The 25294-nt window shown below is 54.2% G+C and carries 24 protein-coding genes; 9 read left to right on the top strand and 15 right to left on the bottom strand.

What is annotated here, in order from left to right:
- Positions 1–301: 301 nt before the first annotated feature.
- The 8 genes from recA to flgB all read right to left on the bottom strand — a co-directional run bounded on the left by recA (position 302) and on the right by flgB (position 7328).
- The gene (gene recA / locus ACN0XZ_RS06455; RefSeq protein ID WP_417456913.1) at positions 302–1378 is read right to left on the bottom strand and encodes a recombinase RecA; all 1077 of its coding nucleotides are present in this window, start codon (positions 1376–1378) and stop codon (positions 302–304) included.
- Positions 1379–1520: 142 nt separating this feature from the next.
- A complete protein-coding gene (locus ACN0XZ_RS06450; protein ID WP_417456912.1) occupies positions 1521–3908 on the bottom strand; it encodes a response regulator in 2388 nt (795 codons plus the stop codon).
- A 65-nt stretch (positions 3909–3973) separates the two neighbouring features.
- Positions 3974–5056 carry a flagellar biosynthesis protein FlhB gene (gene flhB / locus ACN0XZ_RS06445; protein WP_417456911.1) on the bottom strand — a complete coding sequence of 361 codons (1083 nt, stop codon included), beginning with the start codon at positions 5054–5056 and terminating at the stop codon, positions 3974–3976.
- Positions 5057–5059: 3 nt separating this feature from the next.
- Entirely contained in the window at positions 5060–5818 is a 759-nt protein-coding gene (gene fliR, locus ACN0XZ_RS06440) for a flagellar biosynthetic protein FliR (protein ID WP_417456910.1), read from the bottom strand.
- A gap of 5 nt (positions 5819–5823) precedes the next feature.
- Positions 5824–6090, bottom strand: a complete 267-nt coding sequence (fliQ, locus tag ACN0XZ_RS06435) for a flagellar biosynthesis protein FliQ (RefSeq protein WP_417456909.1) — start codon at positions 6088–6090, stop codon at positions 5824–5826.
- Between the two features lie 31 nt (positions 6091–6121).
- Complete coding sequence (locus tag ACN0XZ_RS06430; RefSeq protein WP_417456908.1) at positions 6122–6445, bottom strand: flagellar hook-basal body complex protein FliE; 324 nt, start codon at positions 6443–6445, stop codon at positions 6122–6124.
- A gap of 11 nt (positions 6446–6456) precedes the next feature.
- Positions 6457–6864, bottom strand: a complete 408-nt coding sequence (flgC, locus tag ACN0XZ_RS06425) for a flagellar basal body rod protein FlgC (RefSeq protein WP_417456907.1) — start codon at positions 6862–6864, stop codon at positions 6457–6459.
- A 41-nt stretch (positions 6865–6905) separates the two neighbouring features.
- On the bottom strand, positions 6906–7328 hold the full coding sequence (gene flgB / locus ACN0XZ_RS06420; protein ID WP_417456906.1) for a flagellar basal body rod protein FlgB: 423 nt from the start codon (positions 7326–7328) through the stop codon (positions 6906–6908).
- A 163-nt stretch (positions 7329–7491) separates the two neighbouring features.
- On the opposite strand from flgB, the gene ACN0XZ_RS06415 reads away from it, so the two are divergent.
- Genes ACN0XZ_RS06415 through fliP form a run of 3 tightly spaced genes read left to right on the top strand, consistent with a single transcriptional unit; the run spans position 7492 to position 8970 of the window.
- The gene (locus ACN0XZ_RS06415) at positions 7492–7869 is read left to right on the top strand and encodes an EscU/YscU/HrcU family type III secretion system export apparatus switch protein (protein ID WP_417456905.1); all 378 of its coding nucleotides are present in this window, start codon (positions 7492–7494) and stop codon (positions 7867–7869) included.
- Complete coding sequence (locus tag ACN0XZ_RS06410) at positions 7866–8183, top strand: FliO/MopB family protein (protein ID WP_417456904.1); 318 nt, start codon at positions 7866–7868, stop codon at positions 8181–8183. The genes ACN0XZ_RS06415 and ACN0XZ_RS06410 overlap by 4 nt, the downstream gene beginning before the upstream one ends.
- A 37-nt stretch (positions 8184–8220) precedes the next feature.
- Positions 8221–8970, top strand: a complete 750-nt coding sequence (gene fliP / locus ACN0XZ_RS06405) for a flagellar type III secretion system pore protein FliP (RefSeq protein ID WP_417457570.1) — start codon at positions 8221–8223, stop codon at positions 8968–8970.
- A gap of 53 nt (positions 8971–9023) precedes the next feature.
- Here fliP and ACN0XZ_RS06400 read toward each other — a convergent pair whose 3' ends face one another.
- Positions 9024–9455, bottom strand: coding sequence for a VOC family protein (locus ACN0XZ_RS06400; protein WP_417456903.1), 432 nt, complete (start codon positions 9453–9455; stop codon positions 9024–9026).
- 156 nt (positions 9456–9611) lie between these two features.
- The gene (locus ACN0XZ_RS06395) at positions 9612–11195 is read right to left on the bottom strand and encodes a peptide chain release factor 3 (RefSeq protein ID WP_417456902.1); all 1584 of its coding nucleotides are present in this window, start codon (positions 11193–11195) and stop codon (positions 9612–9614) included.
- 337 nt (positions 11196–11532) lie between these two features.
- On the opposite strand from ACN0XZ_RS06395, the gene ACN0XZ_RS06390 reads away from it, so the two are divergent.
- Positions 11533–12420: an alpha/beta fold hydrolase gene (locus tag ACN0XZ_RS06390; protein WP_417456901.1), complete on the top strand. Its 888-nt coding sequence runs from the start codon at positions 11533–11535 to the stop codon at positions 12418–12420.
- 386 nt (positions 12421–12806) lie between these two features.
- Positions 12807–13061 (top strand): SemiSWEET transporter, encoded by a 255-nt coding sequence (locus ACN0XZ_RS06385; RefSeq protein ID WP_417456900.1) that lies wholly within the window; start codon positions 12807–12809, stop codon positions 13059–13061.
- Positions 13062–13110: 49 nt separating this feature from the next.
- Here ACN0XZ_RS06385 and ACN0XZ_RS06380 read toward each other — a convergent pair whose 3' ends face one another.
- Both ACN0XZ_RS06380 and ACN0XZ_RS06375 read right to left on the bottom strand, forming a co-directional pair.
- Positions 13111–15324 (bottom strand): DPP IV N-terminal domain-containing protein, encoded by a 2214-nt coding sequence (locus ACN0XZ_RS06380; protein ID WP_417456899.1) that lies wholly within the window; start codon positions 15322–15324, stop codon positions 13111–13113.
- Positions 15325–15390: 66 nt separating this feature from the next.
- Entirely contained in the window at positions 15391–16056 is a 666-nt protein-coding gene (locus tag ACN0XZ_RS06375; protein WP_417456898.1) for a TetR/AcrR family transcriptional regulator, read from the bottom strand.
- A 168-nt stretch (positions 16057–16224) separates the two neighbouring features.
- Between ACN0XZ_RS06375 and ACN0XZ_RS06370 the strand changes: the two genes are divergently transcribed.
- The 3 genes from ACN0XZ_RS06370 (at position 16225) to ACN0XZ_RS06360 (ending at position 20981) form a co-directional block, all read left to right on the top strand.
- Entirely contained in the window at positions 16225–18480 is a 2256-nt protein-coding gene (locus tag ACN0XZ_RS06370; RefSeq protein ID WP_417456897.1) for a TonB-dependent receptor, read from the top strand.
- 115 nt (positions 18481–18595) lie between these two features.
- The gene (locus tag ACN0XZ_RS06365; protein WP_417456896.1) at positions 18596–20119 is read left to right on the top strand and encodes a class I adenylate-forming enzyme family protein; all 1524 of its coding nucleotides are present in this window, start codon (positions 18596–18598) and stop codon (positions 20117–20119) included.
- Positions 20120–20123: 4 nt separating this feature from the next.
- On the top strand, positions 20124–20981 hold the full coding sequence (locus ACN0XZ_RS06360; protein WP_417456895.1) for an alpha/beta fold hydrolase: 858 nt from the start codon (positions 20124–20126) through the stop codon (positions 20979–20981).
- 73 nt (positions 20982–21054) lie between these two features.
- Here ACN0XZ_RS06360 and ACN0XZ_RS06355 read toward each other — a convergent pair whose 3' ends face one another.
- Together ACN0XZ_RS06355 and ACN0XZ_RS06350 are read right to left on the bottom strand one after the other, a co-directional pair.
- Positions 21055–21555 carry an SRPBCC family protein gene (locus ACN0XZ_RS06355; RefSeq protein ID WP_417456894.1) on the bottom strand — a complete coding sequence of 167 codons (501 nt, stop codon included), beginning with the start codon at positions 21553–21555 and terminating at the stop codon, positions 21055–21057.
- A 4-nt stretch (positions 21556–21559) separates the two neighbouring features.
- Positions 21560–21895 (bottom strand): ArsR/SmtB family transcription factor, encoded by a 336-nt coding sequence (locus ACN0XZ_RS06350; protein ID WP_417456893.1) that lies wholly within the window; start codon positions 21893–21895, stop codon positions 21560–21562.
- A 202-nt stretch (positions 21896–22097) separates the two neighbouring features.
- Between ACN0XZ_RS06350 and ACN0XZ_RS06345 the strand changes: the two genes are divergently transcribed.
- Complete coding sequence (locus tag ACN0XZ_RS06345; RefSeq protein WP_417456892.1) at positions 22098–23318, top strand: threonine ammonia-lyase; 1221 nt, start codon at positions 22098–22100, stop codon at positions 23316–23318.
- Between the two features lie 60 nt (positions 23319–23378).
- On the opposite strand, the gene ACN0XZ_RS06340 is transcribed toward ACN0XZ_RS06345, so the two are convergent.
- Positions 23379–24953, bottom strand: coding sequence for a M10 family metallopeptidase C-terminal domain-containing protein (locus tag ACN0XZ_RS06340; protein ID WP_417456891.1), 1575 nt, complete (start codon positions 24951–24953; stop codon positions 23379–23381).
- Positions 24954–25294 lie beyond the last annotated feature (341 nt).

Genomic DNA, 25294 nt, shown 5'->3' with positions numbered 1-25294 from the left:
ATTTAGGTGCGGCCACCCCTGCTCCGTTCAGGAGAGAGCCGCCGCACCATTACATATCGCCGTTTTAGCCGCAGACAAGGGCGCTGGCAAGCATTGCAAAAGCCAGAGAACAGCTTTTCTCCGGCTTTATCTGCGATGTGTGGTGTCACGGTCCTCATTCGAACGATAAACTACCGGGTGTAATCGTGGCGCGATTAAGAGCAGAGTTCTACCTTCTCTAGCGAGAACCTTTGGCCCCCAAGAAAAAAGCGGCTCAATTGAGCCGCTCTCTTATCTTTCATAAACGCGTTATCGCGTCAGCTTATTCGGCGCTGACTTCTTCATCCGCATTAGGGTCAACCAGCATAGCTTCATTCACAAGACCCGCATTCTGACGAATGGCCTGCTCGATCTCTTTTGATACATCCGGGTTTTCCAGAAGGAAACGCTTGGCATTCTCACGTCCTTGCCCAATGCGCTGGCTTGAATAGCTGTACCAGGAACCGGATTTCTCAACCACACCTGCTTTCACACCGAGGTCGATAATCTCACCCATCTTGGAGACACCTTCGCCGTACATGATATCAAACTCAACCTGTTTGAACGGGGGTGCCAGCTTGTTCTTGACCACTTTCACACGGGTCGCATTACCAACAATCTCGTCCTTGTCCTTGATCGCCCCAACGCGGCGAATATCAAGGCGAACAGACGCATAAAACTTGAGCGCGTTACCACCTGTTGTGGTTTCAGGGCTGCCGTACATCACGCCAATTTTCATCCTGATCTGGTTGATGAAAATCACGATCGTGTTGGAGCGGGAGATTGACGCTGTTAGTTTACGAAGCGCTTGGCTCATCAGACGGGCCTGCAAACCAACGTGGCTGTCACCCATCTCGCCTTCAAGCTCTGCCCGCGGCGTAAGTGCTGCAACCGAATCCACAACAAGGATGTCAATAGCGCCAGACCGCACGAGCGTATCCGTGATCTCAAGCGCTTGCTCGCCGGTGTCGGGCTGGCTGATGAGAAGCTCATTCACGTCAACACCAAGCTTGCGGGCATAAACCGGATCAAGCGCATGTTCCGCGTCCACAAATGCCGCAACACCGCCAGCTTTTTGTGCTTCAGCAACAGCATGCAGCGCCAATGTTGTTTTACCGGAACTTTCCGGGCCGTATATTTCAATGATGCGGCCCTTTGGCAAACCACCAATCCCGAGAGCAATATCGAGATTAAGCGAGCCTGTGGAAATCGCCTCGATTTCAATTCCGCTCTCGCGCTGGCCCAGCTTCATCACAGAACCTTTACCGAAGGCTCTGTCGATTTGGCTTAGCGCCGCTTCGAGTGCTTTAGTCTTATCCATGGATGTTCCCTTTACCAACTGAAGTTCCGGCATTGACATGATTGGGCCCCTCTTATTCCACAGGCTGATATTCCTTGCAATGCTCGTTTTGTACCCCATTTGTTCTTATTGCGCAAATAGAAATTCACCTTTTGTTCTCACATTGAAAAAAACGGCAGAAAACGGCGCTTTCTTAGGCTACCTAACCCAGAATAGTCTTTACCTGTTCCGCCAGGTCCTTCAGGGAGAAGGGTTTTGGCAGGAAAGAAAATTCTTCGTTGGCCAGGTTTTCACGGAACATGTCTTCCGCATAACCAGATACAAAAATCACCGGAAGGTCAGGCATTTTTTTGCGCGCCTCTTTGACGAGCGTCGGGCCATCCATATTGGGCATGATGACGTCTGAAATCAGGAGGTCGATCTGGTCATCACCTTCAAGCAGTATCTCAAGCCCGGCTTCACCGGACGCTGCTTCCAGCACCCGGTACCCCTTATTTGATAGCGCCCTGCTCGCGAACATGCGCACCGGGTCTTCGTCTTCCACAATCAGAATAGTGCCTTTGCCGGTAAGGTCTTTCGCAGCCGGTTCCTGCTTCTTGCTGGTGGCCGCGTCTTCCGCCGCGCCTGAGTGAGCCTTGAAGAACAGCCTGAAGTTCGTGCCCACCGTCTCTTCCGATTCCACAAAGACAAAACCGCCAGTTTGCTTGACGATACCGTACACGGTTGCAAGGCCAAGGCCCGTGCCCTGCCCTACCTCCTTCGTGGTGAAAAACGGCTCAAATATTTTGGAGAGATTGTCTTTTGGTATACCACAACCACTATCGATCACTTCCACGAGCACATAGTCGTCAGGCACAATCACATCATATTGCTCAACAAGCTTATGGTCGGGCCCTATCATGCTTGTCCGAATTTCAAGCTTGCCGCCGCCCGGCATCGCGTCCCGCGCGTTGACCGCCAAATTGATAATCACCTGCTCAAGCTGGCCCTGGTCAACCTTGATCGGCTGCAGGTCACGGCCATGCACAACCTTGAGCTCAATGTTCTCACCAATAAGGCGCCGGATAAGGTTCGAGAGCTCTGCCAGCACGTCGGTCATCATCAAAACCTTGGGCCGCAAGGTTTGCTGGCGCGAGAAAGCCAGCAACTGGCGGACCAGATTGGCTGCCCGGTTGGCGTTCTGTTTGATCTGGATAATGTCGGAGAAGGACTGGTCGCCTGCGTCATGACGAACAAGCAGAAGATCACAAAAACCGATAATGGCAGTCAGCAGGTTGTTGAAATCGTGCGCGACACCACCCGCAAGCTGGCCGACCGCCTGCATCTTCTGTGCCTGTACAAACTGTCGCTCCAGGCTCTTTTCCTGTGTTGTATCAATAAGATAGAGGATAACGAAAGTTTCTTCATCTTTAGAGACCGGTGAGGAGAAAACCTGCCCAACACGTTCCGGCTGGGTATTATAGACCACGTCCAACGGCATGGAGGACGGTTTACCGCCATGTGCATTTTCAACAAGCTGTTTCAGCTCTTCCCGGTCGTCTACCTTCACAAGGTCAAACACGCTTTTGCCCGCAGCAATGCCTTTGCCCGCGGCGTGCAGCTTAAGTGGGCGGTTGAACTCCCGTATCGCGCCATCATGGTCAACAACCGCGACTGCAATAGGGGCCGCGTCAAAGATCGGGTCAACCAGTATCTCCCGGCCATCGGTGATGCGGCCACGGATATGATCCAGCTTGCGCATGAACCGGTATCGGCCGATCTGGCGGTCTCCTTCCCGGGTTTTGAGCGGCACATCAATCACATCAACATCGATCCGCTGCGTGCCGCCCACAAGCAACTGGCTTTCGCCCGCTTTTATCTGGATTTTGACGGGAAATTGTTCATCCGGCAGTTCCAGCCATTCCCGCAGGATACTGTTGATATACTGGATTTTGCCGTCCGCGCTTTCGAGAAGCACACCGCACCCAAGCCTGTCAAACAGCGGCGCGCCCCATTCGCCGATCTGTGTGCGTTCATGATCAAGACGCTGCTGGTCACCATCACAGGCCACGTGCCACATGATATGGCGCCGAATGCGCTTGCCGGTCACCCGTAGGTGGGATTTGTCCGTTTGCCAAGCATCAAACTCCGCCTCGCCTTCACCTTCCCGCGCGACGGTTGATACAAGCGCGTCCAAGGCCTCATAGCCGTCATGGCCCCTGAAAAGATCCTGAACTGTACGCAGGTTTCCAAACGCAAGCCGCTCGAACGCCGTATTGGTTGCAACAGTTTTTCCGTGGAGGTCCGTGATAATCACGGCGCGGCGCTCAAGCGTGACAAGTGCGTTCACAAGGTCCCTGTCAATCACACTGGCGTCGTGCAGCGGATGGTCAATGGAACCAAGCGCCCGGAGGAGTGTGATAGCCGTCGCGATCAGAAGAGCACCGGCAACCGCGAGCGCAACACCACTGCCCCAACTTACCCATGCCAGCCCGGCAATACCTGCTGTGCCGATAACACCAGCCAAAGCAACCGTGAGCAGCTTGATGCCGGATTTGGCTTCGCTATCAATCAGAGCGTCCTGAACCGGCTGCGGCAAGCGACTTTCCATATGATCCCCGTCTCCGAATGCTTTTTGGAAGCTTAGGCCCTAGCGGCGGCGCGTGACAAGGCCTGTTATCGCTTCTGCCTTGAAAAACCAGCCTTTTTAAGCTTCATGATATAGCTGATAACGCCCGCAACCGCTTTATAGTGCTCTGGTGGTATCTCTTCATCAATTTCCACACTGGCATGCAATGCCCTCGCGAGCGGCGGGTTCTCAATAATGGGTACACCATGCTCTTCGGCCAGTTCCCGGATACGAAGCGCAACGCTGTCCACACCCTTCGCTACAAGCTTGGGCACATCCATGGTGCCATGCTTATATTCGAGCGCCACTGCATAATGGGTCGGGTTGGTGACAACCACATCTGCGGTCGGGATAGCCGCCATCATGCGCTGCATGGCCCGCTCACGTCGGATTGCCCTCAAGCGCCCTTTAACCTGCGGATCACCATCTGACTGCTTATGTTCGTCCTTGACCTCTTGTTTGGTCATCTTCAGACGTTTTATATATTGGTATTTTTGATAGGAATAGTCGATCGCAGCCACGATGGTCAGGAAGATCAGGACTCCAATCAACAAGCGCACCGCCATGGTATAGACCACGTCCAACATGTCTATCACTGACAGGAACATGACGGTGTCGATCAACTCGCGCTCAGGCAATGCCACCATCAGCACAACAGACGAAACAGCGAGCAGCTTCAGCGTGGTTTTGACGAACTCAATGAAGATCCGGGTTGAGAAAATCTTCTTTGCCCCCTTGAGCGGGGACAGTTTACTGAGGTCAGGTTTGAACTTCTCAAACGTGAAGGTCATACCGTGCTGTATATAGCTCGCGCCAAGCGCTGTAACGATGAAGATGGAAAACGGGATGGAGACAATGATGAACACTTCAAAGATCAGTGTTGAGATATTCTCCATCGCATCAACCTGATCCGTGTCCAGCAGGTGCACCGAGGACATAAACGCCTGCAGTTTCCGGGTGATGGTGGCAGCTATATAGGGAGAAAGCCCCGCAACGACTGCCGTGGCCGCAGCGAGCATGAACCAGGTCTTGAGTTCCTGACTTGAAGCAACCTCGCCCTTCTCTTTCGCGTCGCGCAGTTTTTTGGCGGTCGGCTCTTCGGTTTTCTGGCTTTCGTCTTCGTCTGCCATTCTCTACCCCAGAAAGCCGACGAGGAGTTCACTGAACTGGTCGAGGAACAACTGCATCATGCCACCTAGCAGCACCATCAGGATCGCAAATCCCATGAAGATATTCATCGGCATGCCGATGAAAAACACCTGAAAGCCCTGCACCATGCGGGAAACAAGACCGAGCGCGAGGTTAAACAGCATAGCATACACAATGAAAGGCGCCGCCATATGGAAGCCAAGCAGGAAACTGTCTGACACCATGCCGACAATAAGCGTTGCATAATCCACATAGGGCAACGCCTCACCGATCGGGAACTTCTCATAGCTATGCGCCATGCCAAGGATCATCAGGTGATGGAGGTCCATCACCACGATCATTGTAATAGCCACATAGGTCATGAAAGCCGCGACAAGAGCACTTTGGGACCCTTGCGCGGGGTCGAAAGACTGCGCGGCGCCCAGTCCTGTCTGAAAGGCAATCACCGTACCCGCCACATGGGTTGCAGACATCAGTATCCGTGTTGCGAGCCCCATGATAACGCCTACAAGCAGTTCTTTTACCATCATGGCCAAAAGGCCAAACACACTTTGCGGAATAGGCGGGATAAGCTCACGAACATTGCTATAGACAATGAGCGCGAGCACAAAACCAAAGGTCACTCTGAAGCGCCGCGGGATTGAGGTATCGCCAAGCACGGGCATCACCATAACGATGGCTGCAAGCCGCACGGTGACGAGCAAAAACCCAAAAGCCTCCATCGGTAAAACTTCGGAGAGCACGAGCTTTACCCGCCAGAGATAATGCGTTCAGAAATCCGGAGCATGAAGGCGGAAAGATTGCGCCCCATGTAAGGCATAACTGCAAGGAGTGCCGCAAACACCGCGATGATTTTAGGAACGAAGGTGAGCGTCATTTCCTGAAGCTGGGTCAGTGTCTGGAAAAACGCGATGGAGAGGCCAACAACAAGCCCAACCCCCAAAATGGGGCCTGCTGTCAACAAAAGCGTTTGCAGGGCGTCCCGCGCCACCTCAAGTACATCAGGACCAGTCATTCATCCCCCCGGGTCGTGCAAAATGCACAGACTAGATCGGCATTTTCAGGATATCATTATAGGCGGAAATTACTTTGTCGCGTACGCTGACAACCGTATCCACAACCATTTCAGCGTTTGAAACTGCGGTTACAACATCAACCATGTCTGCCTGATCAACCAGCGATTTCGCGCTGATAACTTCGGCGGTTTCAGTCGCTTTTTGTACGTTTCCGATAGCTTGGTCCACCAGCGCACCAAAGGCAGAATCCGCCTTGATGCCATCGGCACCATCGCGGGCACCAAGGCCGCCCGGCTGCATTTGTTTTGTGGCCTGACTATAGGCATTAACGGCGTCGAGCTGTTTGATATTCATTGTCTAAACTCCTAACGCAGCAGATCAAGCGTCATGGTTGCCATGCGGCGGGTCGCTTCAAGCGCATTCAGGTTGGACTGATAGGTCCGCTGCGCCTGGCGCATGTCCATCATCTCAATCAAACCATTTACGTTTGAGGTTTTGATATACCCTGCGGCATCAGCTGCGGGATTACCCGGATCATATTTTTTGCCAAACTCTTTCTGGTCATAGGCTACCTCACCCGGTTTCACGAGGGTAACGCCCGACGCATGATCAAGCTCGGTCTGAAAGGTTACGATTTTACGGCGGTATGGGTCCGCGCCCGGTTCCATCGCGATGGAATCCTGGTTCGCGATATTCTCAGAAATGACCCGCATGCGAACAGATTGCGCTCGCAATCCCGCTGCAGATGCCATCATTGCTTTCTGAATATCCATCAAGTTGCCCTTACATCAAGCTAACTTGGTACAGGCGGTTTCTACTGCCCTGCACCCTTGCCGAGAGCTTTCTTCAAAAGCCCGAGATTCTTTTTATAGAGGTTAACGACCATGCCGTATTTCATCTGGTTATCTGCCAGAGACAGCATTTCTTCCTCGAGGACGACCGTGTTGCCGTTTGGCGATTCTTCCCGGCCTTTGGCTTCCATCACATGTGACTGACCAACCGACCCACCAGACATATCAAGATGCCGTGCATTTTTGGAGCGCATCTGAACACCAGAGTTTCCGCCAGAAGAAAGCTCATCCACAAGGCCAGAAAAGCTCTGTTTTTCCAGTTGCTTAGCACGATAACCGGGCGTATCAGCCTGAGAGATATTTTCACTGATCACGGCCTGATTGTCATTCAACCAGTTGAGGCGCTCCTTGAGCGCAGCCATAATCGGGATATTGGTCAGATCCATCGTCTCTCCATTCCTGCCCCGCGAAGCACTATCGGGACCGAAGCTAAAATCAGTATAACATGACACGAATCCAGTTAACAAGTTGCAAACATGATAAGTTTTCTTCGCCCCCACCCCGTCGGTCGCTCTTGCTTTTTGAGCGCAACTGTCGCTGAATAGTGGCATGAGCAACCAAGACCCAGACAAGGTGCCTGAAACCAAAGCCGTCGCGATCAAGCGTGACGGAGAAGGCAGCGCACCCAATATCGCGGCAAAAGGCCACGGCCATCTGGCTGAAAAGATACTGGATATTGCGTTTGCGGAAGGCGTGAAGGTCCGGCAGGACAAAGACCTTGTTGAACTTCTGGATGCCTTTGATGTTGACTGCCCGGTCCCCCTTGAGGCACTTCATGCGGTATCGCTTATTCTCGAGCGGGTCTATGCGGAAAACCGCAGGATGGAAGGCACGGGAGCGGAAAAAGCGGGTACAGTGCCCCCGCAAGGCACCGTCTCCATTGACGCACCGGTCGCAGAACGCATACCACCACAAGAAGGTGAATGATGGAATATTTGGGGGTTTTCTCGGTTCTTTTCCTGATGCTGGGTGTGCTTGGCCTTATGGCTTGGCTTGTGCGCCGCTTTGGTCTGCTGCCTGGCACGGTGAGACAGACACCCGGAAACAAGGAACTGGAAATCGTCGCGAGCAAAGTGCTGGACGCACGTAACCGGCTTGTTGTGGTGCGTTGGCGCGGGCGGGATATCCTGTTGGCCGCAGGCCAAAACGGTGTGCGCACAATCGGTGAAGACCGCGCAGACTTCGCGAAAATGGTTGAACTTGAAGACAAAGCTGACACGGAAGAGGTGCGCGGTGAATAGCTGGAAGACCCATAAGAAGCTGATCAGCCGGACGTTCATGTTTATCGCACCCATGTGCCTTGCACTTATTGCGCTTGGCGCCGCGCCTGCCCTTGCGCAGTCAGTGAACATCGACCTGGGGCAATCCGGCTCCCTCAGCGGCCGTGTGGTGCAGCTTATCCTCCTGATGACCGTCCTGAGCCTTGCACCCAGCATTCTTGTGATGATGACCAGCTTTACGCGCATGGTGATCGTCTTCTCCCTACTCAGAAGTGCCATGGGTACGCAACAATCCCCGCCAAACGTGGTGATTGTGTCGCTCGCCCTCTTCCTTACAGGTTATGTGATGGCGCCCACATTCACTGCCGTGTGGGATCAAGGCATCCAGCCCCTGATCAATGAAGAAATTGACGAGATTGAAGCTTATAACCGGGCGTCGGTGCCCATGCGGAACTTCATGCTCTCTCAGGTGCGTGAAAAAGACCTTGAGCTTTTCATGACTCTCGCGAACGACCCTATTGAGCAAACACCAGAGACCGTACCGCTCACCACCCTCGTTCCTGCCTTCATGATATCCGAGATCAGGCGCGCGTTTGAGATCGGCTTCCTGCTCTACGTACCGTTTGTGGTGATTGATATGGTGGTAGCGTCCATCCTGATGTCCATGGGTATGATGATGCTGCCGCCGGTGATGATCGCAATGCCGTTCAAGCTGATATTTTTCGTGCTGGTAGACGGCTGGAACCTAGTTGCAGGCTCTCTAGTACAGAGCTTTGGCCAGCAACCCCCGCCCGGGGTTGGAAGTTAGAGAGAATATATAGAATTAGCTAAAAATATTAATATAATTAGCTTAACTAACCATCAATTCTTGGCGTCACTTTCGCCCTCAGCGAGGATCGGTGGCTCACCAATTTGCTCCCAGAGCTCGATCTTGGTGCCCTCTGGGTCCACGATCCAGGCAAACTTGCCGTATTCAAACTCTTCAATCTCGCCAATCTGCTCAACCCCTGCCCGCTTGAGCCGATCAACGAGGGCCTCAATGCCGCGCACACGCAGGTTGATCATATATTCCTTGCCGGAGGGACGAAAATAGTCTGTCTCACGCTTGAAGGGTCCCCAGACAAAATATCCAGCTTTCTCCGGGTCTGCATCCTCCCGGAATACGAAACTCGCGCCGATGCCGTCAAACGGAAAACCGAGCTTCTTGCGGTACCAGTCCACCAAGGCGTCCCTGTCCCGGCATTTGAAAAAGATGCCGCCAACACCGGTGATGACGCCTTCGTTCTCTGACATATATCTGTCTCCCAACCGCTTTCATCTCACTTCAGCACATTACACATATCACACTGCATCGCTGCTGCCCATTGCCGGGGCTACCCATAACGAAAAACCCCGCCAGCATGTGGCTGACGGGGTGTTAACCTTCGAAAATGCCTGTTTTAAGGCAGCTTAAAATACTTCTTCTTTGGTTTTCAGGAAGCGCAGCGACGGAAAGTCCTCCTTCGCTTTATCAAGGTGCCAGTTGTTACGTGCGAGATAAACCGGCGCGCCAGCATGGTCCACAGCCATAGAGGCCCGGTTCTGCTCGCCAAACTTCTTGAGCTCGCGCGCTTCACCTTCAACCCATTCGGCGGTCATCAGGCTTGTAGGCTCAAACTTGCAGGGTATCTGATACTCAGTACGGATACGGTCCGCCAACACGTCAAACTGCAACGGGCCAACCACACCAACAACCCAGTCGCTGCCAAGGTTTGGCTTGAACACCCGTGCAGCCCCCTCCTCCGCGAGCTGCTCAAGCGCGCGGCCAAGGTGTTTGGCTTTCATGGGGTCTTCCGCCCGCACCTTCTGGAGAATCTCTGGCGCAAAGGACGGTACACCAGTGAAACGCACGGTCTCGCCCTCAGTAAGCGTATCACCAATGCGCAGGTTGCCGTGGTTCGGGATACCAATGATATCGCCCGCATAGGCCTCTTCAGCCACTTCACGGTCTTGCGCGAGGAAAAGCTGCGCATTGTGAATCGCAAGCGTTTTCCCGCTTCTCACATGCTTGAGCTTAATGCCTTTTTTGAACTTGCCAGAGACAATACGCACAAACGCGATGCGGTCCCTGTGTTTCGGGTCCATATTCGCCTGAATTTTGAACACAAAGGCGGAAAACTTATTCTCGTCCGGCTCAACAACCCGCTCAAGCGATATGCCTGCCCGCGGGCTTGGGGCAAAATCCCCCACGCCCTTGAGAAGTTCCTGCACACCAAAGTTGTTGATGGCGGAACCAAAAAACACGGGCGTGAGCGTACCCTCAAGATAAGCATTCAGATCGAATGCGGGGCAAAGCTCCCGCACCATCTCAACATCCGCCCGCAGTTTTTCAACGGCATGGTCTGGCAGCAGTTCATCAAGCTTGGGGTCATCTAGACCCTTGCATTTGATGCCTTCAGCCAACTGGTCCCCCTTGCCGCGATCAAACAGGATAAGCTGGTCATGGATCAGGTCATAACAGCCGCGGAACTCACGGCCCATACCGATGGGCCAACTGGCGGGCGCCACATCAAGCGCCAGCGTCTGTTCAACTTCGTCAAGAAGTTCGAACGGGTCTTTGGCTTCCCGGTCCAGCTTGTTGATAAAGGTCGTGATTGGCATATCGCGCAAGCGGCAAACCTCAAAAAGCTTGCGGGTCTGCGCCTCGATACCCTTGGCGCTATCCAGCACCATCACAGCACTATCAACAGCAGAGAGCGTGCGGTAGGTATCTTCGGAGAAGTCTTCGTGGCCTGGCGTATCAAGCAGGTTGAAGGTGCAGCCTTCATAGTCGAAGGTCATAACAGAGGACGCCACGGAAATACCGCGCTCCTGTTCCACCTTCATCCAGTCGGACCGCGCACGGCGACGCTCACCCCGGGCTTTCACTTCACCAGCGGCCTGAATGGCACCACCAAACAGAAGTAGCTTCTCAGTCAATGTGGTTTTACCGGCATCCGGGTGCGAAATAATCGCAAAGGTCCGCCGCCGTTTGATATGGCCGCCTAGTGTCATTCGTATCGTCCGATCCTGCGGCCGAAGGGCCGCCATTGAAACTTGGCCGCACACTAGCGTTTTTTTTCTCGAAATAAAGCTGATTTTGCTGGATTTCTTCGATATTTACCTAAAATTTTAGTAAAATTTTAATAAATTTCGTTACATATATGCAACGCCGCTGAAACAAATGAGACTTATGGACAACTCCCGCTAAGCTCTCCTTGCAACCTAAAATACTTTCATGTACCCAGCGGTCCATTAACCATGTGAGTGGCAGGCACCACGCACAGGCGCAGAATTCTGCGATTCATGATCAGGCAACTTGTATTAACGACGTTAACCATGAGGCTGCCCCATGTCCAATATCCGTGCCCTGTCTTTTGACACTTGCTTTCACTGCTTCTCTTTTGAAGGCTTCCCTATTCACCTCAAGGAATACTCACGCGGGAAAACAGATATTCCGCTCGTGTTCATTGGTGGTGCGTTCCAGAATATCAATCAGGTTGAAAAGCTGAGCACCGCGCTCGCCAAAGAAAGCTGGGTTATCACCATTGATACTCCCGGCAATGGCGATACCGGTGTGCTGCCACACACCTACTCATTCGAATTTATCTGCAAGGCGATCCACCACGGCCTCAAACAGCTTGGCATTGACGTGATCAACCTGCTTGGTTGTTCTTACGGCAGCATTATCGCCATGCGCTACGCCCAAACCTACCTTGGTGTTGAGAACCTGATCCTTGCATCCGCAATGGAAAAACTGCCCGACGCGCTTGTGTACGAGTTCAACCTCCTCTTGTTCCTGCTTGAATGGAACCGCATGGAAGAGTTTGCTGAAGGTTTCACCAACCTGATGACCAACCCTGACCTGCGTGAAAGCAACAAGCTTTGCCGCATTACGGCGGACAAGCTCAAAAACGCCCTGCTCCATTCCTCAACAGGGATCAAGGAGCAATTCAAGCACAACACGCTGCGCATCCTCAGGGACGGTAAAACCGACCTCAGCCTGATGCCTGACGTGAAGGCAACCGTATTCACGGGCGAGCATGACAATTTTGTACCAGTTGAAGCCAACCAGCGCATTGCGGACAGTTTCAAGAACGGCAGGTTTATTGCTGTGCCGGATGCTGATCACATGATCCATGTGGAGAAGTTCCGCACCATGATCGATATCGTGCTTGGCGCGATTGGTATTGGCGCAGGCGTCGATGGTCAGGAAAAAGACATAAAAACAGCAGCCTAAGGGCCTGCCGCTCACCCTGAAAGACAGAAAGCCGGGAAGACAGTGCCAGCCGTCTTCCCGGCTTTCGCCGTTTAATACGTCTGCCCGCATTCAGGTTTGAGGGGAAAGGGGAGGGAAAAACAACCCAAACACCAGCAGTCGTATGTCGCTTTTCAGCGGTATGGTTGCGCTGTTTAAGGCCGCACCTGGGGGCTGTCAAGCTTTAATGGACTATATAGTCCAGAAAAAGAAATCGACAAGAGCTGAGGTAAAAAATTATGGCGCGGCTGCTATGCCCATAACGCGCTTGACAGTTTTTATGCAATCGAGTGCAATCAAGGCTGCAAGCGCGCTTCAAGAGATGCGCCGGGCTATTACCAAACAATCATATCTTCAGGAGTTTCGCGGTGACCTTCATCACCCTTCTGGGCCTTGTGGCCGGCACCCTGACCACGATCGCCTTTGTGCCTCAGGTCATCCGCGCGTGGAAAACCAAATCCACCAAGGACGTATCGCTCAGCATGTTTACAATTCTCTGTGCAGGCATATTCATGTGGATAGTCTACGGCATCGCTATTGGCGATGTGCCGGTGATCATTGCCAATGTTGTTACGCTCTGCCTCGCAAGTTCGGTGATCGTCGCCAAACTGCGCTTTGGCTAACGCTAACCAATAAAAAAGGGCCGGAAACCCGGCCCTTCCCTAACGCCATCTATTTCAGCGTTCGCTCAAAGAATCTGAAGGCTGCCTCATAAAGGTGGGCCTGCACCTGGCCCCGGATGCCATGCTTCTTGCCGGGATAGGTCATCAGCTCAAATGGCTTGTTTTTATTCTGCAGCGTTGCCATCAGCTTTACCGAATTATCAAAAAACACATTGTCATCAGCCATGCCGTGGATCAGCAGCAGCTTGCCGCTGAAGTTATCCACATACGGGAACACGCTGGAGCGGTTATAAACATCGCCAGGTGCTGCCGGATGACCAAGATACCGTTCGGTATAGCCTGTATCATAAAGCCGCCAGTCGGTAACTGGTGCCACCGAAACACCAGCCTTGAAGACATCCGGCTCTTTAAAGAGCGCCATCAGGGTCATGTAACCACCGTAAGACCAGCCCCAGATCCCAACATTGTCTCCATCAACATACCCAAGGGACTTCAGGTGGTTCACGCCAGTAACCTGATCCTCGATCTCAACCGTTCCCATCGCGTTCTTGATATGGCTTTCAAACTTCAGCCCCCGGTTCCACATGCCGCGGTTATCAAGCACCATCACCACATAACCGTTGCGGGCTAGGTATTCGTTGAAGTCTATCTTCCATTCCCGTTTTGCACGCTGGCCGTGCGGGCCGCCATAGGGCGCCATGATGGCAGGGTATTGCTTGCCCTCCTCCAGCACCGCGGGCCGATAGAGCCGATAGTATAGGTCTGATCCATCAGTGGCTTTAATGGTGCCAAATTCCTGCGTTACAGAGCCATCGTTATAAGGGGCGAACGGGTGGCTATCATCCAGCTTGTTTTCAAGCACAGCGGAGATAAGCGCGCCATCCGTCAGTGACCGGATCATGATCTGGGGTGGTTGTGTGGGGCTTGAGAATTTATCCACATAGATGCCGTCACCCACATCTACCTTATGCCAGCCTGCTTCCTGGCTGATTTTGGTGATCTCACCACCATCTAGGGATACCTTGTAGAGATGCTGCTCGATCGGGCTGTCCTTGTGCCCGGTGAAGTAAAGCGTGCGGCTTTCCTCGTCGATAGCCTCAACCTGATACACCACCCAGTCACCCGAGGTCAGCGCCCGCACTTCTTTACCTGTTTCATCGAACAGGTAAAGGTGGCGATAGCCGGTCCGCTCGTGCGCCCACACAAAAGTACCGTCGCTGAGGAAGCTCAGGTTGTCATGCAGGTTTATCCAGACATCCGATGTTTCGCTGAGCACAGTCTTCGCCTCACCGTCCGGCCCCGCAAAAATCATATCTAGTTTGGTTTGTGCGCGGTTGAGGCGTTGGTAAACCACATTTTTGCTATCCGCCGTCCAGTCAACCCGGCCAAGGTAGATATCTTTCTCTTCACCAAGCGGCATCCATGTGCTTTCACCGCTCGCCACATCTACAACACCAAGCTTCACGGTCACGTTGGTGCTGCCCGCTTCGGGGTAACGCTGCTTGAGGGTTACAACCCCGCCGTCTGGCTGTACTTCGTAGCGGTCCTTAACCAGCACATCCGTCTCGTCAAACTGCTCAAACGCGATTTTGGTCTCGTCCGGTGACCACCAGTAGCCGGTATAGCGCCCCAGTTCCTCCTGCGCGATAAACTCTGCCATACCGTTTGCAACGGTTTCGGATGAGCCTGATGTCAGTTTCGTCTCACGCCCGGTGGCGATATCAACGCTATAAAGCTCTCGGTCCCTGATGAAAGAAACATAAGTGCCCTTCGGGCTGAACTTGATGTCTGTCTCATAGGCTGTTGTTTCCGTCAGGCGTTTCACGTCGCCACCAAGCGGCAGAACATAAACGTCGCCACCCAGCGGGAACAGAAGCGTCGTGCTGTCGTTTGACCAGAAGTAACTGACAATGCCAGATTTGCCGGTGAGGCTGCGGTTCCGCTCACGCCGGGCCTTTTCTTCTTCGCTCAGTACCTCTTCCTCGCCACCCAGAAGCACGTTCGAATCGACGAGAAGCTTCGCCTCTCCCGTTGCGGTATCAAACTCCCACAAATCAAGCTGCGCCTGGTTTTCTTCCTTGCCGCGCAGGAAGGTAACCCGCTTGCCGTTCGGTGAAAGCTCAAGCCCCTGCACGGATGGCCCGCTCAGGCTTGGGCTGCCCACAAGCCGTTCAATCGTCAGCTCATCGGCCTGAATGTGTGTTGAAAATGCCAGTAACGTGGTGGCGGCCAACGTGGCAGCTGCCGTAGGTTTATAGTTCATGTCCCTGCCCTATATGTTGCCGCGGCTTATCGCCGCCGCGGTTATGCACTCGAAGTTGATACCCAGTTATTCCTTTGTGCCTGGCATGCAAAGCTGCCGGAAACCAGCCGATACAAACGGCACCATGCGCTCATAAGCCCCTACCATATCTTCAGACTTGGCAATGCCGTCAGACAGCTGATCAATACGGCCCGTGTGCGCAAACGTAAGCGTCAGCGCACCGGAAAGGAAATGATAGCTCCAATAAAGATTAGCCGGGTCTGCGTCCGGTAGCGCTTTTTTAAGCGCATCCATAAATTTGCGCACAAGGGGGTCGAAGTATTTGGTCATCAGCGGGCCGCCCCATTCGGGGGAGCTGTTCACCTGCGCGACCAGCTCAAAATAATGCCGCCAGCCCTCATCCTCCTGATAGCCGTGCGCGAGAAGCGGTTTCAGGAAGGCATCGATAATGGCTTCCACGCTCGGGCCTGCATCACCTGCTTCCGCCTGGCATTTCTCCAGCGCCTCAAGCCGCGTGCCGTTCAAAACCTCAGCCCGGCGCAGCAACACCGCATCAAAAAGCCCGCGTTTATTGCCAAAGTGATAACTCGCGAGCGCGAGGTCCACCGATGCGCCGTCAGCCACCATGCGCATGGAAACACCGTCAAAGCCATGTTTGGCAAATAATGCTTCCGCCGCGTCGAGTATTCTGTCTTTGCGTTTCAGCCGCTTGCCCGTTGTGGTTTTTGCCACGTGTCCTCCCCCTTCATTTCTTCCACTAATAGCCCAAGCTTGTCCGCCGCGTAAATGCTAACTATCCATTTTTCAATGATCGTTGAATTTTTTGTTTGACATTTCAACGGTTGTTGAATTTTAATGCGCACAAGGTCGATAAACTACTCACACCCTGGGGAGGGAAACATGAGATTATCAAACGCACTGCGCGTGGCTTTGTTTAGCTGCGCTTGTTCCACAGCGGTCGCTGTGTCACTTCCATCCATGGCGCAAGAGGACGCCGAGGTTTCCAGCCTTGAGGAAATTCTGGTCACCGCCCGGCGCCGCACGGAAAGCCTGCAGGACGTCCCTATCGCGGTCACTGCCTTTTCAGCGGATACGCTCGCACTTCGCGGTGCGGCGGACATCACCGAGCTCGCGCAGATCGCACCAAGCGTGACGCTTGAGCCTTCACGGGCGACCAACTCCACCCTCACCGCCTTCATCCGCGGTGTCGGCCAACAGGACCCGCTGGCCGGGTTTGAGCAAGGCGTGGCGCTTTACCTCGATGATGTTTATATGGCGCGCCCGCAAGGCACCCTTCTCGACATCTATGACGTTGAACGCGTTGAAATTCTTCGCGGTCCCCAAGGCACGCTTTATGGCCGTAACGCAGTGGGCGGTGCGATCAAGTATGTGACAAAACGCCTGAGCGACGAGCCAGAGTTTGGCCTCAAACTTTCCTACGGCAGCTATAATCAGATAGATGCTGTGGTGAAAGGGTCTGTGCCGATCAGCGACAAGGTTCGTGTTGGCGCCACCGTCGCCTCACTCAATCGGGACGGCTTTGGTGAAAACCTCACCACAGGCGAAGAACACTATAACAAGCAGATCCTTGCAGCCCGCGCGAGCATTGAATTTTTGCCAAGCGACGCGCTATTTGTGCGCATCTCTGCTGACTATACAGATGACGACTCGAACGCAGTTGCAGGCTACCGCCCTTACGCCGGTGCCTTCAGCGGTACGCCGGTGACCGATAGCGTTTATGACACCTACGCTGGCGCCACGGAAAATGGCTCCACAAGCGGCATCAACGGCAACAACGAAGTAACCTCAAAAGGCATTCAGGGTTCTATTGAATGGACCGCAAGTGATAGCGTGACACTCAAGTCCGTCACCGCTTACCGGGAGGACTATACGGAATCAGTAATCGATTTCGACAGCCTCGCCATCGACGATATGGACGCGCCGGTCATCTATGACAACCAGCAGTTCAGCCAGGAGTTCCAGCTCCTTTATTCGAGCGATAAGCTTTCAGGTGTTGTGGGCTTCTATTATCTGGATGCTGAAGCCGCAAACGACTTTGACGTGGTGCTTGGCCAACTGGGCCGCATCGCTTACGGCTCAACCCTTGTAGCTTACACGGGCGGCACGGTTGATACAAAGGCGTGGTCCCTGTTCGCGGACATGACCTATCAGTTCAACGATGAAGTGTCTGTCTCCGTTGGCGGCCGCTACACCAATGATAAACGTTCCGCTGATATCTTCCGAGGCAACTATCTGGGTCAAGGCTCACCATTCTTCGGGTTCACCGATTCCATCTTCCTTGGAGCAACGAGTGATTTTGAATCTGAGCGTACGTTCAAGGATTTCTCCCCGCGTGTCGCGGTTGACTATAAAGTCAGCGAAGACGCACTGGTCTATGCCTCGTTCAGCCGGGGTTTCAAGGCGGGCAGCTTTGACCCACGCGGCGCCAATATCTCCTCCCCTGAGGTGGAAGAAGGTTTTGCGCCAGAAACGCTGGACAGCTACGAACTTGGCCTCAAATCCACGTGGTGGGATGGCCGCGCGCGCACCAACATCGCTGTTTTCTATAGCGATTACAAAGATATGCAGATCCCGGGCTCGCTGCCGATCGATACAGACAATGATGGTGTGAACGACGGTTTTGTCGGCACAGTGACCAACGCCGGTAAAGCAACCATCAAAGGGATCGAGTTTGAAGGCAACTTCCTGCTCTCAGAAGGGCTGACCCTTCAAACATCCTTCAACGTGCTGGATGCGGAGATCAAGGAATGGCTGCTGAACGGTGTCAACGTCGCTGATGACCGTGCCGTACAGAACACGCCTGAGTTCATGTCCTATGTTGGCCTCACCTATATGGTACCAGTCGCGGGCGGTAACCTGAGCCTCAATGGTAACTGGTCGCACAAGGGTTCAATCGTTCAGTTTGAGACCCCGGTGGCAGAGATTGACCAGGATGCCTACAGCATCTTCAACGCCAGCATCGTCTGGACAGCGGAAGACGGCCGCTGGTCCCTTGGCCTGCACGGCAAAAACCTTGGTGATAAAGAGTATAAAACCGCAGGCTATAACTTCCCGACCCTCGGTCTTGAAAACAACATCACCACCTTCTACGGTCCACCCCGCACGGTGACCGCAACGCTCGGCGTTAAGTTTTAACCCCAGGTAGCGGGGCTGGAGTGTAAGGTCATCTCCGGCCCCGTTTTGCCAAAAGTTTTGAGCACCGCTGCGCCGATGCAGCACCTTTTGCAAATGTTAGAAGTGAGAAAGTCAAATGGCTGCATTTGATACAAGCGCTCCCCTTCTGCCTGAAATCCTGTCGCTGCACGGCAAATGGAAAGCGGGCAAAGCCGCCCTTATCTGCGGTGACGAGGTGATCACATGGGCCGACTTTGAAGCCCGCACCAACCAGCTCGCCAACGCCCTGCGCGCTGAAGGGCTCGGGCGCGGCAAAACCATCGGCGTGGTGATGAGCAACGGCACCGCCATGGTCGAAGCGCTGATCGCCATCATCAAATCAGGCGCTTGCTCGGTACCGATCAACCTTTCGGTGACCGACGAAGCGCTTGGCGCCATGCTGCATGATGCGGATGTATCTGCCGTTATCACAACCGCTGATCAAAAACCCCGCATTGATGCCTACCTTAAAAGTAACCCTGCCCTCTTTACGCTCGATGCGTCTGAGATCAGTACTTTCAGCAAAGATGCGAGCTCAGCCCTGCCCGATACCGGCATCACGGGCGATGACCCGCTTAATATCATCTACAGCTCCGGCACCACTGGCATGCCCAAAGGCATCCTCCATACCCATGCAGGGCGACGGGACTGGGCCTATGACCTCACCATCGCGCTTCGGTACCATTCGGCAGCAAAAACCCTGTTTACCATCGGGCTTTATTCCAACATCAGCTGGGTTGGCATGCTGTGCACCCTCTTGTCTGGCGGCACCATGGTGGTGGCACCCAAGTTTGATGCCCGCGAGGCCCTTAGTCTGATTGAAACCCACAGTATCAGCCATTTTGCCATGGTGCCAATCCAGTATCAGCGCCTGATGGAAGTGCCAGATCAGGCCGACTTTGATCTCTCCAGCGTTGAGGCGGTGATGAGCTGCGGCTCCCCCCTGCATGCGGACCTTAAATCCGAGCTGTTCAAGCGCCTTGGCCCCAAAGCGGTGATCGAACTGTTTGGCCTCACCGAAGGTGTGATCACCACGCTGGACCCGGAGGAAGCCGAAGGCCGCATGGCGTCCGTTGGCAAACCGCTTGTGGGTACAGATATCAAGATCATCGGTGACGATGACAAGGAAGTCGCACACGGCCAGTCGGGTGAGATTGTAGGCTGTGGCCGTATTGTGATGCCCGGTTATCTGAACCGGCCCGATGCCACGGCAGAGGCCACATGGGTTGACGAACACGGCAAAGCATGGCTCAGGACAGGTGATATTGGACAACTGGACGATGAGGGCTACCTCTATATCGTGGACCGCAAGAAGGACATGATCCTCTCTGGCGGGCAGAATATCTATCCACAGGATATTGAAGCCGTGCTGATAACCCACGCGCAAGTGAACGACGTTGCTGTCATTGGTGTTGCCAGCGAACGGTGGGGCGAAACCCCGGTTGCCGTGGTGGTGCCTGAAGCTGGCGTCACGCTTGATACAGAAGCGCTGATAGACTGGGCGAACGGGAAACTGGGCAAACAGCAGCGTATCTCCGGGGTTATCCTCTGCGAGGCGCTGCCCCGCAACGCCAACGGCAAGATATTGAAGCGCGAGCTGAGGGAAACATACGGGGGTTAACGGCATGGCCGAGTATCAAGACTGCTTTTTCACCAATACCGACGGCCTGAAGCAGCACTATCGGGATTATAACACCGCGCCGGAGGGTGCACCGGTTGTGCTTTGCATGCCCGGCCTGACCAGAAACCCCAAGGATTTCAGCGATATTGCAGATCACCTAGCCGACCGCTGCCGCATTATTGCGGTCGCAAACCGTGGGCGCGGCAAATCTGAGTATGACACTGACCCAAGCCGCTATATGCCCATGACCTATGTGGCGGATGTTATGGCGCTCCTTAATCACCTTGGTATTGATCAGGTCATCGCCATTGGCACATCGCTTGGCGGGCTGATGACCATTTTGATAGGAGCCCTGCACCCCGGCACCCTCAAGGCTGCGGTGATCAATGATATCGGGCCGGAGGTTGACCCTGTAGGCATCGCCCGCATCAAAAGCTATGTGGGCAAAGGCACCCCGCCTGAGACGTGGGATGACGCCGTTGCGGGCGTGAAACGCGCAAACGCGGGCGTATATCCTGATTTCAGCGAGGATGACTGGCGCTGGTACACCGAAAACCTTTATGAAGACGTGAACGGCAAACCTGTTGTGCAATACGACCCGGCCATCAGCCAGAATTTTGAGAACGCCGATGACCAGTCAGCCCCTGACCTGTGGCCCTTTTTCAAGGCCATGTATACTGTCCCCACTGTTGTGCTTCGGGGCGAGCTTTCAGATATCCTCTCTGCTGCCACGCTCACACGTATGGCTGACGAGCACCCGGACCTCACCCCAGTCACAGTGCCGAACCTTGGCCATGTGCCGCTGATGCGGGAGCCTGAATGCAAGGCAGCGATTGACGAGCTTATCGCCCGCGTTACCTGATCATATTTCGCTCGTTGTCGCTGTCGGTAGAGTGTAGCGACCCTTGGAAGTCGCTACACTCGTCCATGCTTTTTTAGGCCGCAATCTTTGCGACATGACGGGCAAGCTTATCCAGCGTTTGCCCGCCATATTCAACCGCACCAAAGCCGATAGCGCCTGCCCGCTGTTCCTTGGAAGGATGCATCTGGCGAAGCGTGACAACGGTTTTGCCGTTGCTTTGCTCGTCAAAGGTAACCAGCATCCTGAAACGGCCGGGGTCGTCATCCTGATCTGAGCCGTGCTCAACCTCAATAAACGCCGGTTCCTCAATACGGAGGAAAACCATACGGTTGCTGTAGCGGGTGCCATCAGCGGTGACCATGTCAAACCGCCACCGGCCACCCTCCGTGATACTTATCTCTCTGGTCTCGATCTCCATGCCTTCGGGCCCGAACCACTGCTGTATATGCTCAGGGTCACTCCAGGCAGAAAAAACAAGGCTACGAGGGGCATCGACCACCCGGCTCAGGACAATCTCACAATCAAGCGGCCAGGATTGCCAGGGAGAACCGGCGTCGTTATTTGCTTCGCTCATCGTTTTATTTCTCTCTTTTCATGCGTTCAATGTGTCTTTCCATGCGGTCAAGACGCTCTTCCCAGGCCTCGATATGCTGGTTGATCCACGCTTTGGTCGCATGAAGCGCGTTCGCCTCAATCTTGCAGGTTCGGACGCGCCCTATTTTCTCAGTACTAACAAGCCCGCTTTGTTCCAGAATTCGCACATGTTTCAGGAGCGACGGAAGAGCCATGTCAAACGGCTCAGAGAGCTCAGTGACGGATTTTGGGCCCTCACATAAACGACTGACAATCGCCCGCCTTGTCGGGTCTGCCAGTGCTGAAAACGCATCATCCAAATCTGTTGAAAACTTAGCCATATGTGAAAGTATTATCACACACTAAACACCCGTCAACAGTTACTTTCACAGTTAGCTAAGTTTTTCCGCAGCCACGACACGCCTGCCCCCTCACCCACACATACACAAGCCCGCGTTTCCTAATAAATTTCACCTTTTTATGGACACTCAATTCGGTCTGTGGCAAAGCTGCAGGCCGTATTTTTATTTCAAGGAGTGACTTGTGAGTGAACAATTATTGCCGATATCGGCACAAGATGTTTACGATGCTGAAATGGCCATCCGGGGTAGCGTTAAGCGTACACCGATGGAAAAATCGCGCACACTCTCTGAAATTACCGGCGCCGAGTGCTGGTTGAAGTTTGAAATTTTCCAGTTTACTGCGGCTTATAAGGAGCGCGGCGCGCTCAATAAATTGCTCTCCCTGCCCTCAGACACCAAAGGTGTTATCGCGGCCTCTGCCGGCAATCACGCGCAGGGTATCAGCTACCATGCCGGACGGCTTGGTATACCAGCCACCATCGTGATGCCCGAGGGCACGCCCTTCAATAAAGTGAAGCGCACGGAAGAGCTGGGCGCGCGTGTTGTGCTCACCGGCGCCAATTTTGAAGCCGCGACCCAGGCGGCATACGACCTTGCCGACCGGGAGAACCTTACCTTCATTCACCCGTTTGATGATCCGCTCGTGATGGCGGGCCAAGGCACCGTTGGCCTTGAGATGCTGGAAGACGTGCCGGAGCTTGATACCCTTGTGGTGCCCATTGGGGGCGGCGGGCTGGTGTCTGGCATCGCAACCATTGCCAAGCACATCAACCCGAAAATCCGCATCGTGGGTGTGCAAACCGAAGCCTTCCCCGCCATGAAAGAGAAGATGGACGGCACCTCGCTTCGCGGCAACAATATCTCTATCGCGGAAGGCATTGCGGTCAATAAACCCGGCAAGCGCACGCAGGATGTGGTGCGCTCGCTCGTAGACGCCATCGTGACAGTGCCCGAGCGCCATATCGAGGCGGCCATCGTCTCCATTATGGAAATTGAAAAAGTGGTGGTTGAAGGCGCGGGTGGCATTGGCCTTGCGGCTGTGATGCATCACCCGGAGCTGTTCCGGGGCCACAAGGTGGGCATTGTGCTTTCAGGCGGCAATATCGACAGCCGCCTGCTCGCCAGCGCTATCATGCGCGGTATGGCGCGGGATGGCAGGCTGGCGCGGCTTCGTATCACCATGATGGACCAGCCCGGTGCACTGGCGCTCGTGACCGAAGTTGTGGCCCAGATCGGTGCCAATATCATTGAAATGCGCCACCAACGCGAATTTGGCGCCCTCTCGCTCAAGCAAACCGAGATGGAACTGGTGATTGAAGCCAAAGACCGTGACCATGCGCAAGCGCTTGTGGATGCACTTGAGGACGCTGGCTTCAAGGTCGATTACGCCAAAACAGTTTAAGGACCGACACAAAAAAGGGCGCCAGACGGCGCCCTTTCTGCATCTATTCGTGAGGCCTAATCAGGCGAACACAAAATCGCTCGCGCTGATATTTGCGGCATCAATGCCTGCAAGCGTGATGCTGCCCGCACCGTAATCGATCACCGTGTCTGCACCGCTTTGCGTGACGCTCAGGTCACCAAAGGCGGCACCGGTTGCCGCGAGGTCGATCAGGTCAAGCCCGTCTTCAAAGTCGGCCACCGTGTCATCACCGTCACCGCCGGCAAAAACAAAGGCATCACTGCCCGCACCGCCGATCAGCGTATCGTCCCCCTCAAAACCGCGGAGCACGTCATCGCCTGCGCCGCCGTCCAGCATATTGGCAACCTCGTTACCCCAGAGCAGATCCCGCTCCGAGCCGCCAATGGCGTTCTCGATCACCGTGCCGTAGGCAATGCTGAGGTTAAAGAGCGCTGTGGCCTGAATGCCCGCAACGCCCGTATCCGCCGCAATCTGTGCATCAGCTAGGTTCATGCGGGAAGCGGACACGGCGTCAACTGTTGCCTGATCCACATCACCAAACTCAAAGCCCGCAAGTTCTGAAAGCTCGGCCCGGTTGGCGTTGATCTCAGCCAGTTCCGGCACGGCTTGCGCGGCGGAGCTGAAAGAGCCGTCATGCAGGTCGATATGCACGCTGGCACCAAAGCCTGAGAGGTCGATGGTGTCATTCCCGCCTGCATCATAGATCGACACGTTTGGATATTCATTGAGCGAGAAGTCAAACACATCGCGGTCCGCGGTTGAGTTGAAGCCGTAGGTGGTGTCATCCGTCCGCGTGTCCGGGTCCGCCCCATATTTGGACTGGATTGTCAGGATATCATGCAGCATTGGGGTTTGGGCGTTACCAAGCAGGAAGGTGCCCCAGTCCACGATAGAAGCGCCGGTTTCAGCCGGACTCCAGTAAGACATGATGGTATATTGCTCGCTATCCTGCGCGTATTCGGCTTGGTCAGCATAGGTGGTTGCGCCCGCGCCGTTATAGGCGCCCGGGTGGCTCAGCCCTACGGCGTGCCCAATCTCGTGCACCAGAGTGGTGGCGCCGTAGCCGTTAAAGCCCAGCCAGGCGTTTGACCAGTTGATCTCAGGATCTGCGACAAACACGTCACCGAAGAACTTCCAGCCTTGCGCATTGGTGAAATCATACTCCGGATAATAGGCATAAGCCTGCGCCGGGTCCGCGGAGTTCGCGAACTGGATATCAGCGCCCATACCGTTTTTCTCAACGAAGCTGGGGGCGATCAGATCGTCCCACAGGTTGATGCTGTCAACCGCTTCCGCGCGCTGCTCATCGGAAAAAGGCGCAACGCCATCCCCTGCCGTAAACCCATACTGTGGGTTGTTATAAAGGCCCGTGAGGTGGCCTTTGTCGAGGAAGGTGTAGGTGATGGTACCGCCGTTCACCTGCTGTGAGTTGCCCGAATCGATCTGGTTGATAACACCAGCGGCGTCAAAGATCGGTTTATCGCGGAAAACCAGCCCGGCATAGTCATCCAGATTGAATTCCTCTGGGTTGAAAAGTTCCGGACCAGGCCGGACGATATGATCGTCAGATGCAGTGTCTTCAACGGGTTGATTATTGGGTTTGTTTTTTGGCATGAATTGTCTCCCCTCATTAGGTAGGCCAATCTTGGTACTATTTCTCCGTATGTCAATCCAGAATACACCTACTAGTAGATTGATAAAAATTTATAGTAGCTTCATACGAAAGTGCCGCTTTGCTGGATCAGTCTCATCATATGAGCAGCAGAGTGAGGTAGAGCTGAGAAGAGCCTCATACAGGTGTGGCGAAACACGCCACACATACGCCGCAAAAACGCGCACACTTGCGCCACAGATACGCCGCACTTTCGCGCACACTTTTCATCAAAGTGTGGCGTAAATTCCGCCCTAAAATGAAGAAAGGCGGCAGATATTCATCTGCCGCCTTGTTTGATCTC

Source organism: Kordiimonas sp., from assembly GCF_048264555.1.
In the GTDB taxonomy this organism is placed as follows: domain Bacteria; phylum Pseudomonadota; class Alphaproteobacteria; order Sphingomonadales; family Kordiimonadaceae; genus Kordiimonas.
This window is presented reverse-complemented; position numbering and strand designations above follow the sequence as displayed.

Excerpts from the sequence above, each read along its gene's own strand:
- recA (WP_417456913.1), bottom strand. The coding sequence starts at position 1,378 with ATGTCAATGCCGGAACTTCAGTTGGTAAAGGGAACATCCATGGATAAG.
- ACN0XZ_RS06450 (WP_417456912.1), bottom strand. The coding sequence starts at position 3,908 with ATGGAAAGTCGCTTGCCGCAGCCGGTTCAGGACGCTCTGATTGATAGC.
- flhB (WP_417456911.1), bottom strand. The coding sequence starts at position 5,056 with ATGGCAGACGAAGACGAAAGCCAGAAAACCGAAGAGCCGACCGCCAAA.
- fliQ (WP_417456909.1), bottom strand. The coding sequence starts at position 6,090 with ATGACTGGTCCTGATGTACTTGAGGTGGCGCGGGACGCCCTGCAAACG.
- ACN0XZ_RS06430 (WP_417456908.1), bottom strand. The coding sequence starts at position 6,445 with ATGAATATCAAACAGCTCGACGCCGTTAATGCCTATAGTCAGGCCACA.
- flgC (WP_417456907.1), bottom strand. The coding sequence starts at position 6,864 with ATGGATATTCAGAAAGCAATGATGGCATCTGCAGCGGGATTGCGAGCG.
- flgB (WP_417456906.1), bottom strand. The coding sequence starts at position 7,328 with ATGGATCTGACCAATATCCCGATTATGGCTGCGCTCAAGGAGCGCCTC.
- ACN0XZ_RS06415 (WP_417456905.1), top strand. The coding sequence starts at position 7,492 with ATGAGCAACCAAGACCCAGACAAGGTGCCTGAAACCAAAGCCGTCGCG.
- ACN0XZ_RS06410 (WP_417456904.1), top strand. The coding sequence starts at position 7,866 with ATGATGGAATATTTGGGGGTTTTCTCGGTTCTTTTCCTGATGCTGGGT.
- fliP (WP_417457570.1), top strand. The coding sequence starts at position 8,221 with ATGTTTATCGCACCCATGTGCCTTGCACTTATTGCGCTTGGCGCCGCG.
- ACN0XZ_RS06400 (WP_417456903.1), bottom strand. The coding sequence starts at position 9,455 with ATGTCAGAGAACGAAGGCGTCATCACCGGTGTTGGCGGCATCTTTTTC.
- ACN0XZ_RS06395 (WP_417456902.1), bottom strand. The coding sequence starts at position 11,195 with ATGACACTAGGCGGCCATATCAAACGGCGGCGGACCTTTGCGATTATT.
- ACN0XZ_RS06390 (WP_417456901.1), top strand. The coding sequence starts at position 11,533 with ATGTCCAATATCCGTGCCCTGTCTTTTGACACTTGCTTTCACTGCTTC.
- ACN0XZ_RS06380 (WP_417456899.1), bottom strand. The coding sequence starts at position 15,324 with ATGAACTATAAACCTACGGCAGCTGCCACGTTGGCCGCCACCACGTTA.
- ACN0XZ_RS06370 (WP_417456897.1), top strand. The coding sequence starts at position 16,225 with ATGAGATTATCAAACGCACTGCGCGTGGCTTTGTTTAGCTGCGCTTGT.
- ACN0XZ_RS06365 (WP_417456896.1), top strand. The coding sequence starts at position 18,596 with ATGGCTGCATTTGATACAAGCGCTCCCCTTCTGCCTGAAATCCTGTCG.
- ACN0XZ_RS06360 (WP_417456895.1), top strand. The coding sequence starts at position 20,124 with ATGGCCGAGTATCAAGACTGCTTTTTCACCAATACCGACGGCCTGAAG.
- ACN0XZ_RS06355 (WP_417456894.1), bottom strand. The coding sequence starts at position 21,555 with ATGAGCGAAGCAAATAACGACGCCGGTTCTCCCTGGCAATCCTGGCCG.
- ACN0XZ_RS06350 (WP_417456893.1), bottom strand. The coding sequence starts at position 21,895 with ATGGCTAAGTTTTCAACAGATTTGGATGATGCGTTTTCAGCACTGGCA.
- ACN0XZ_RS06340 (WP_417456891.1), bottom strand. The coding sequence starts at position 24,953 with ATGCCAAAAAACAAACCCAATAATCAACCCGTTGAAGACACTGCATCT.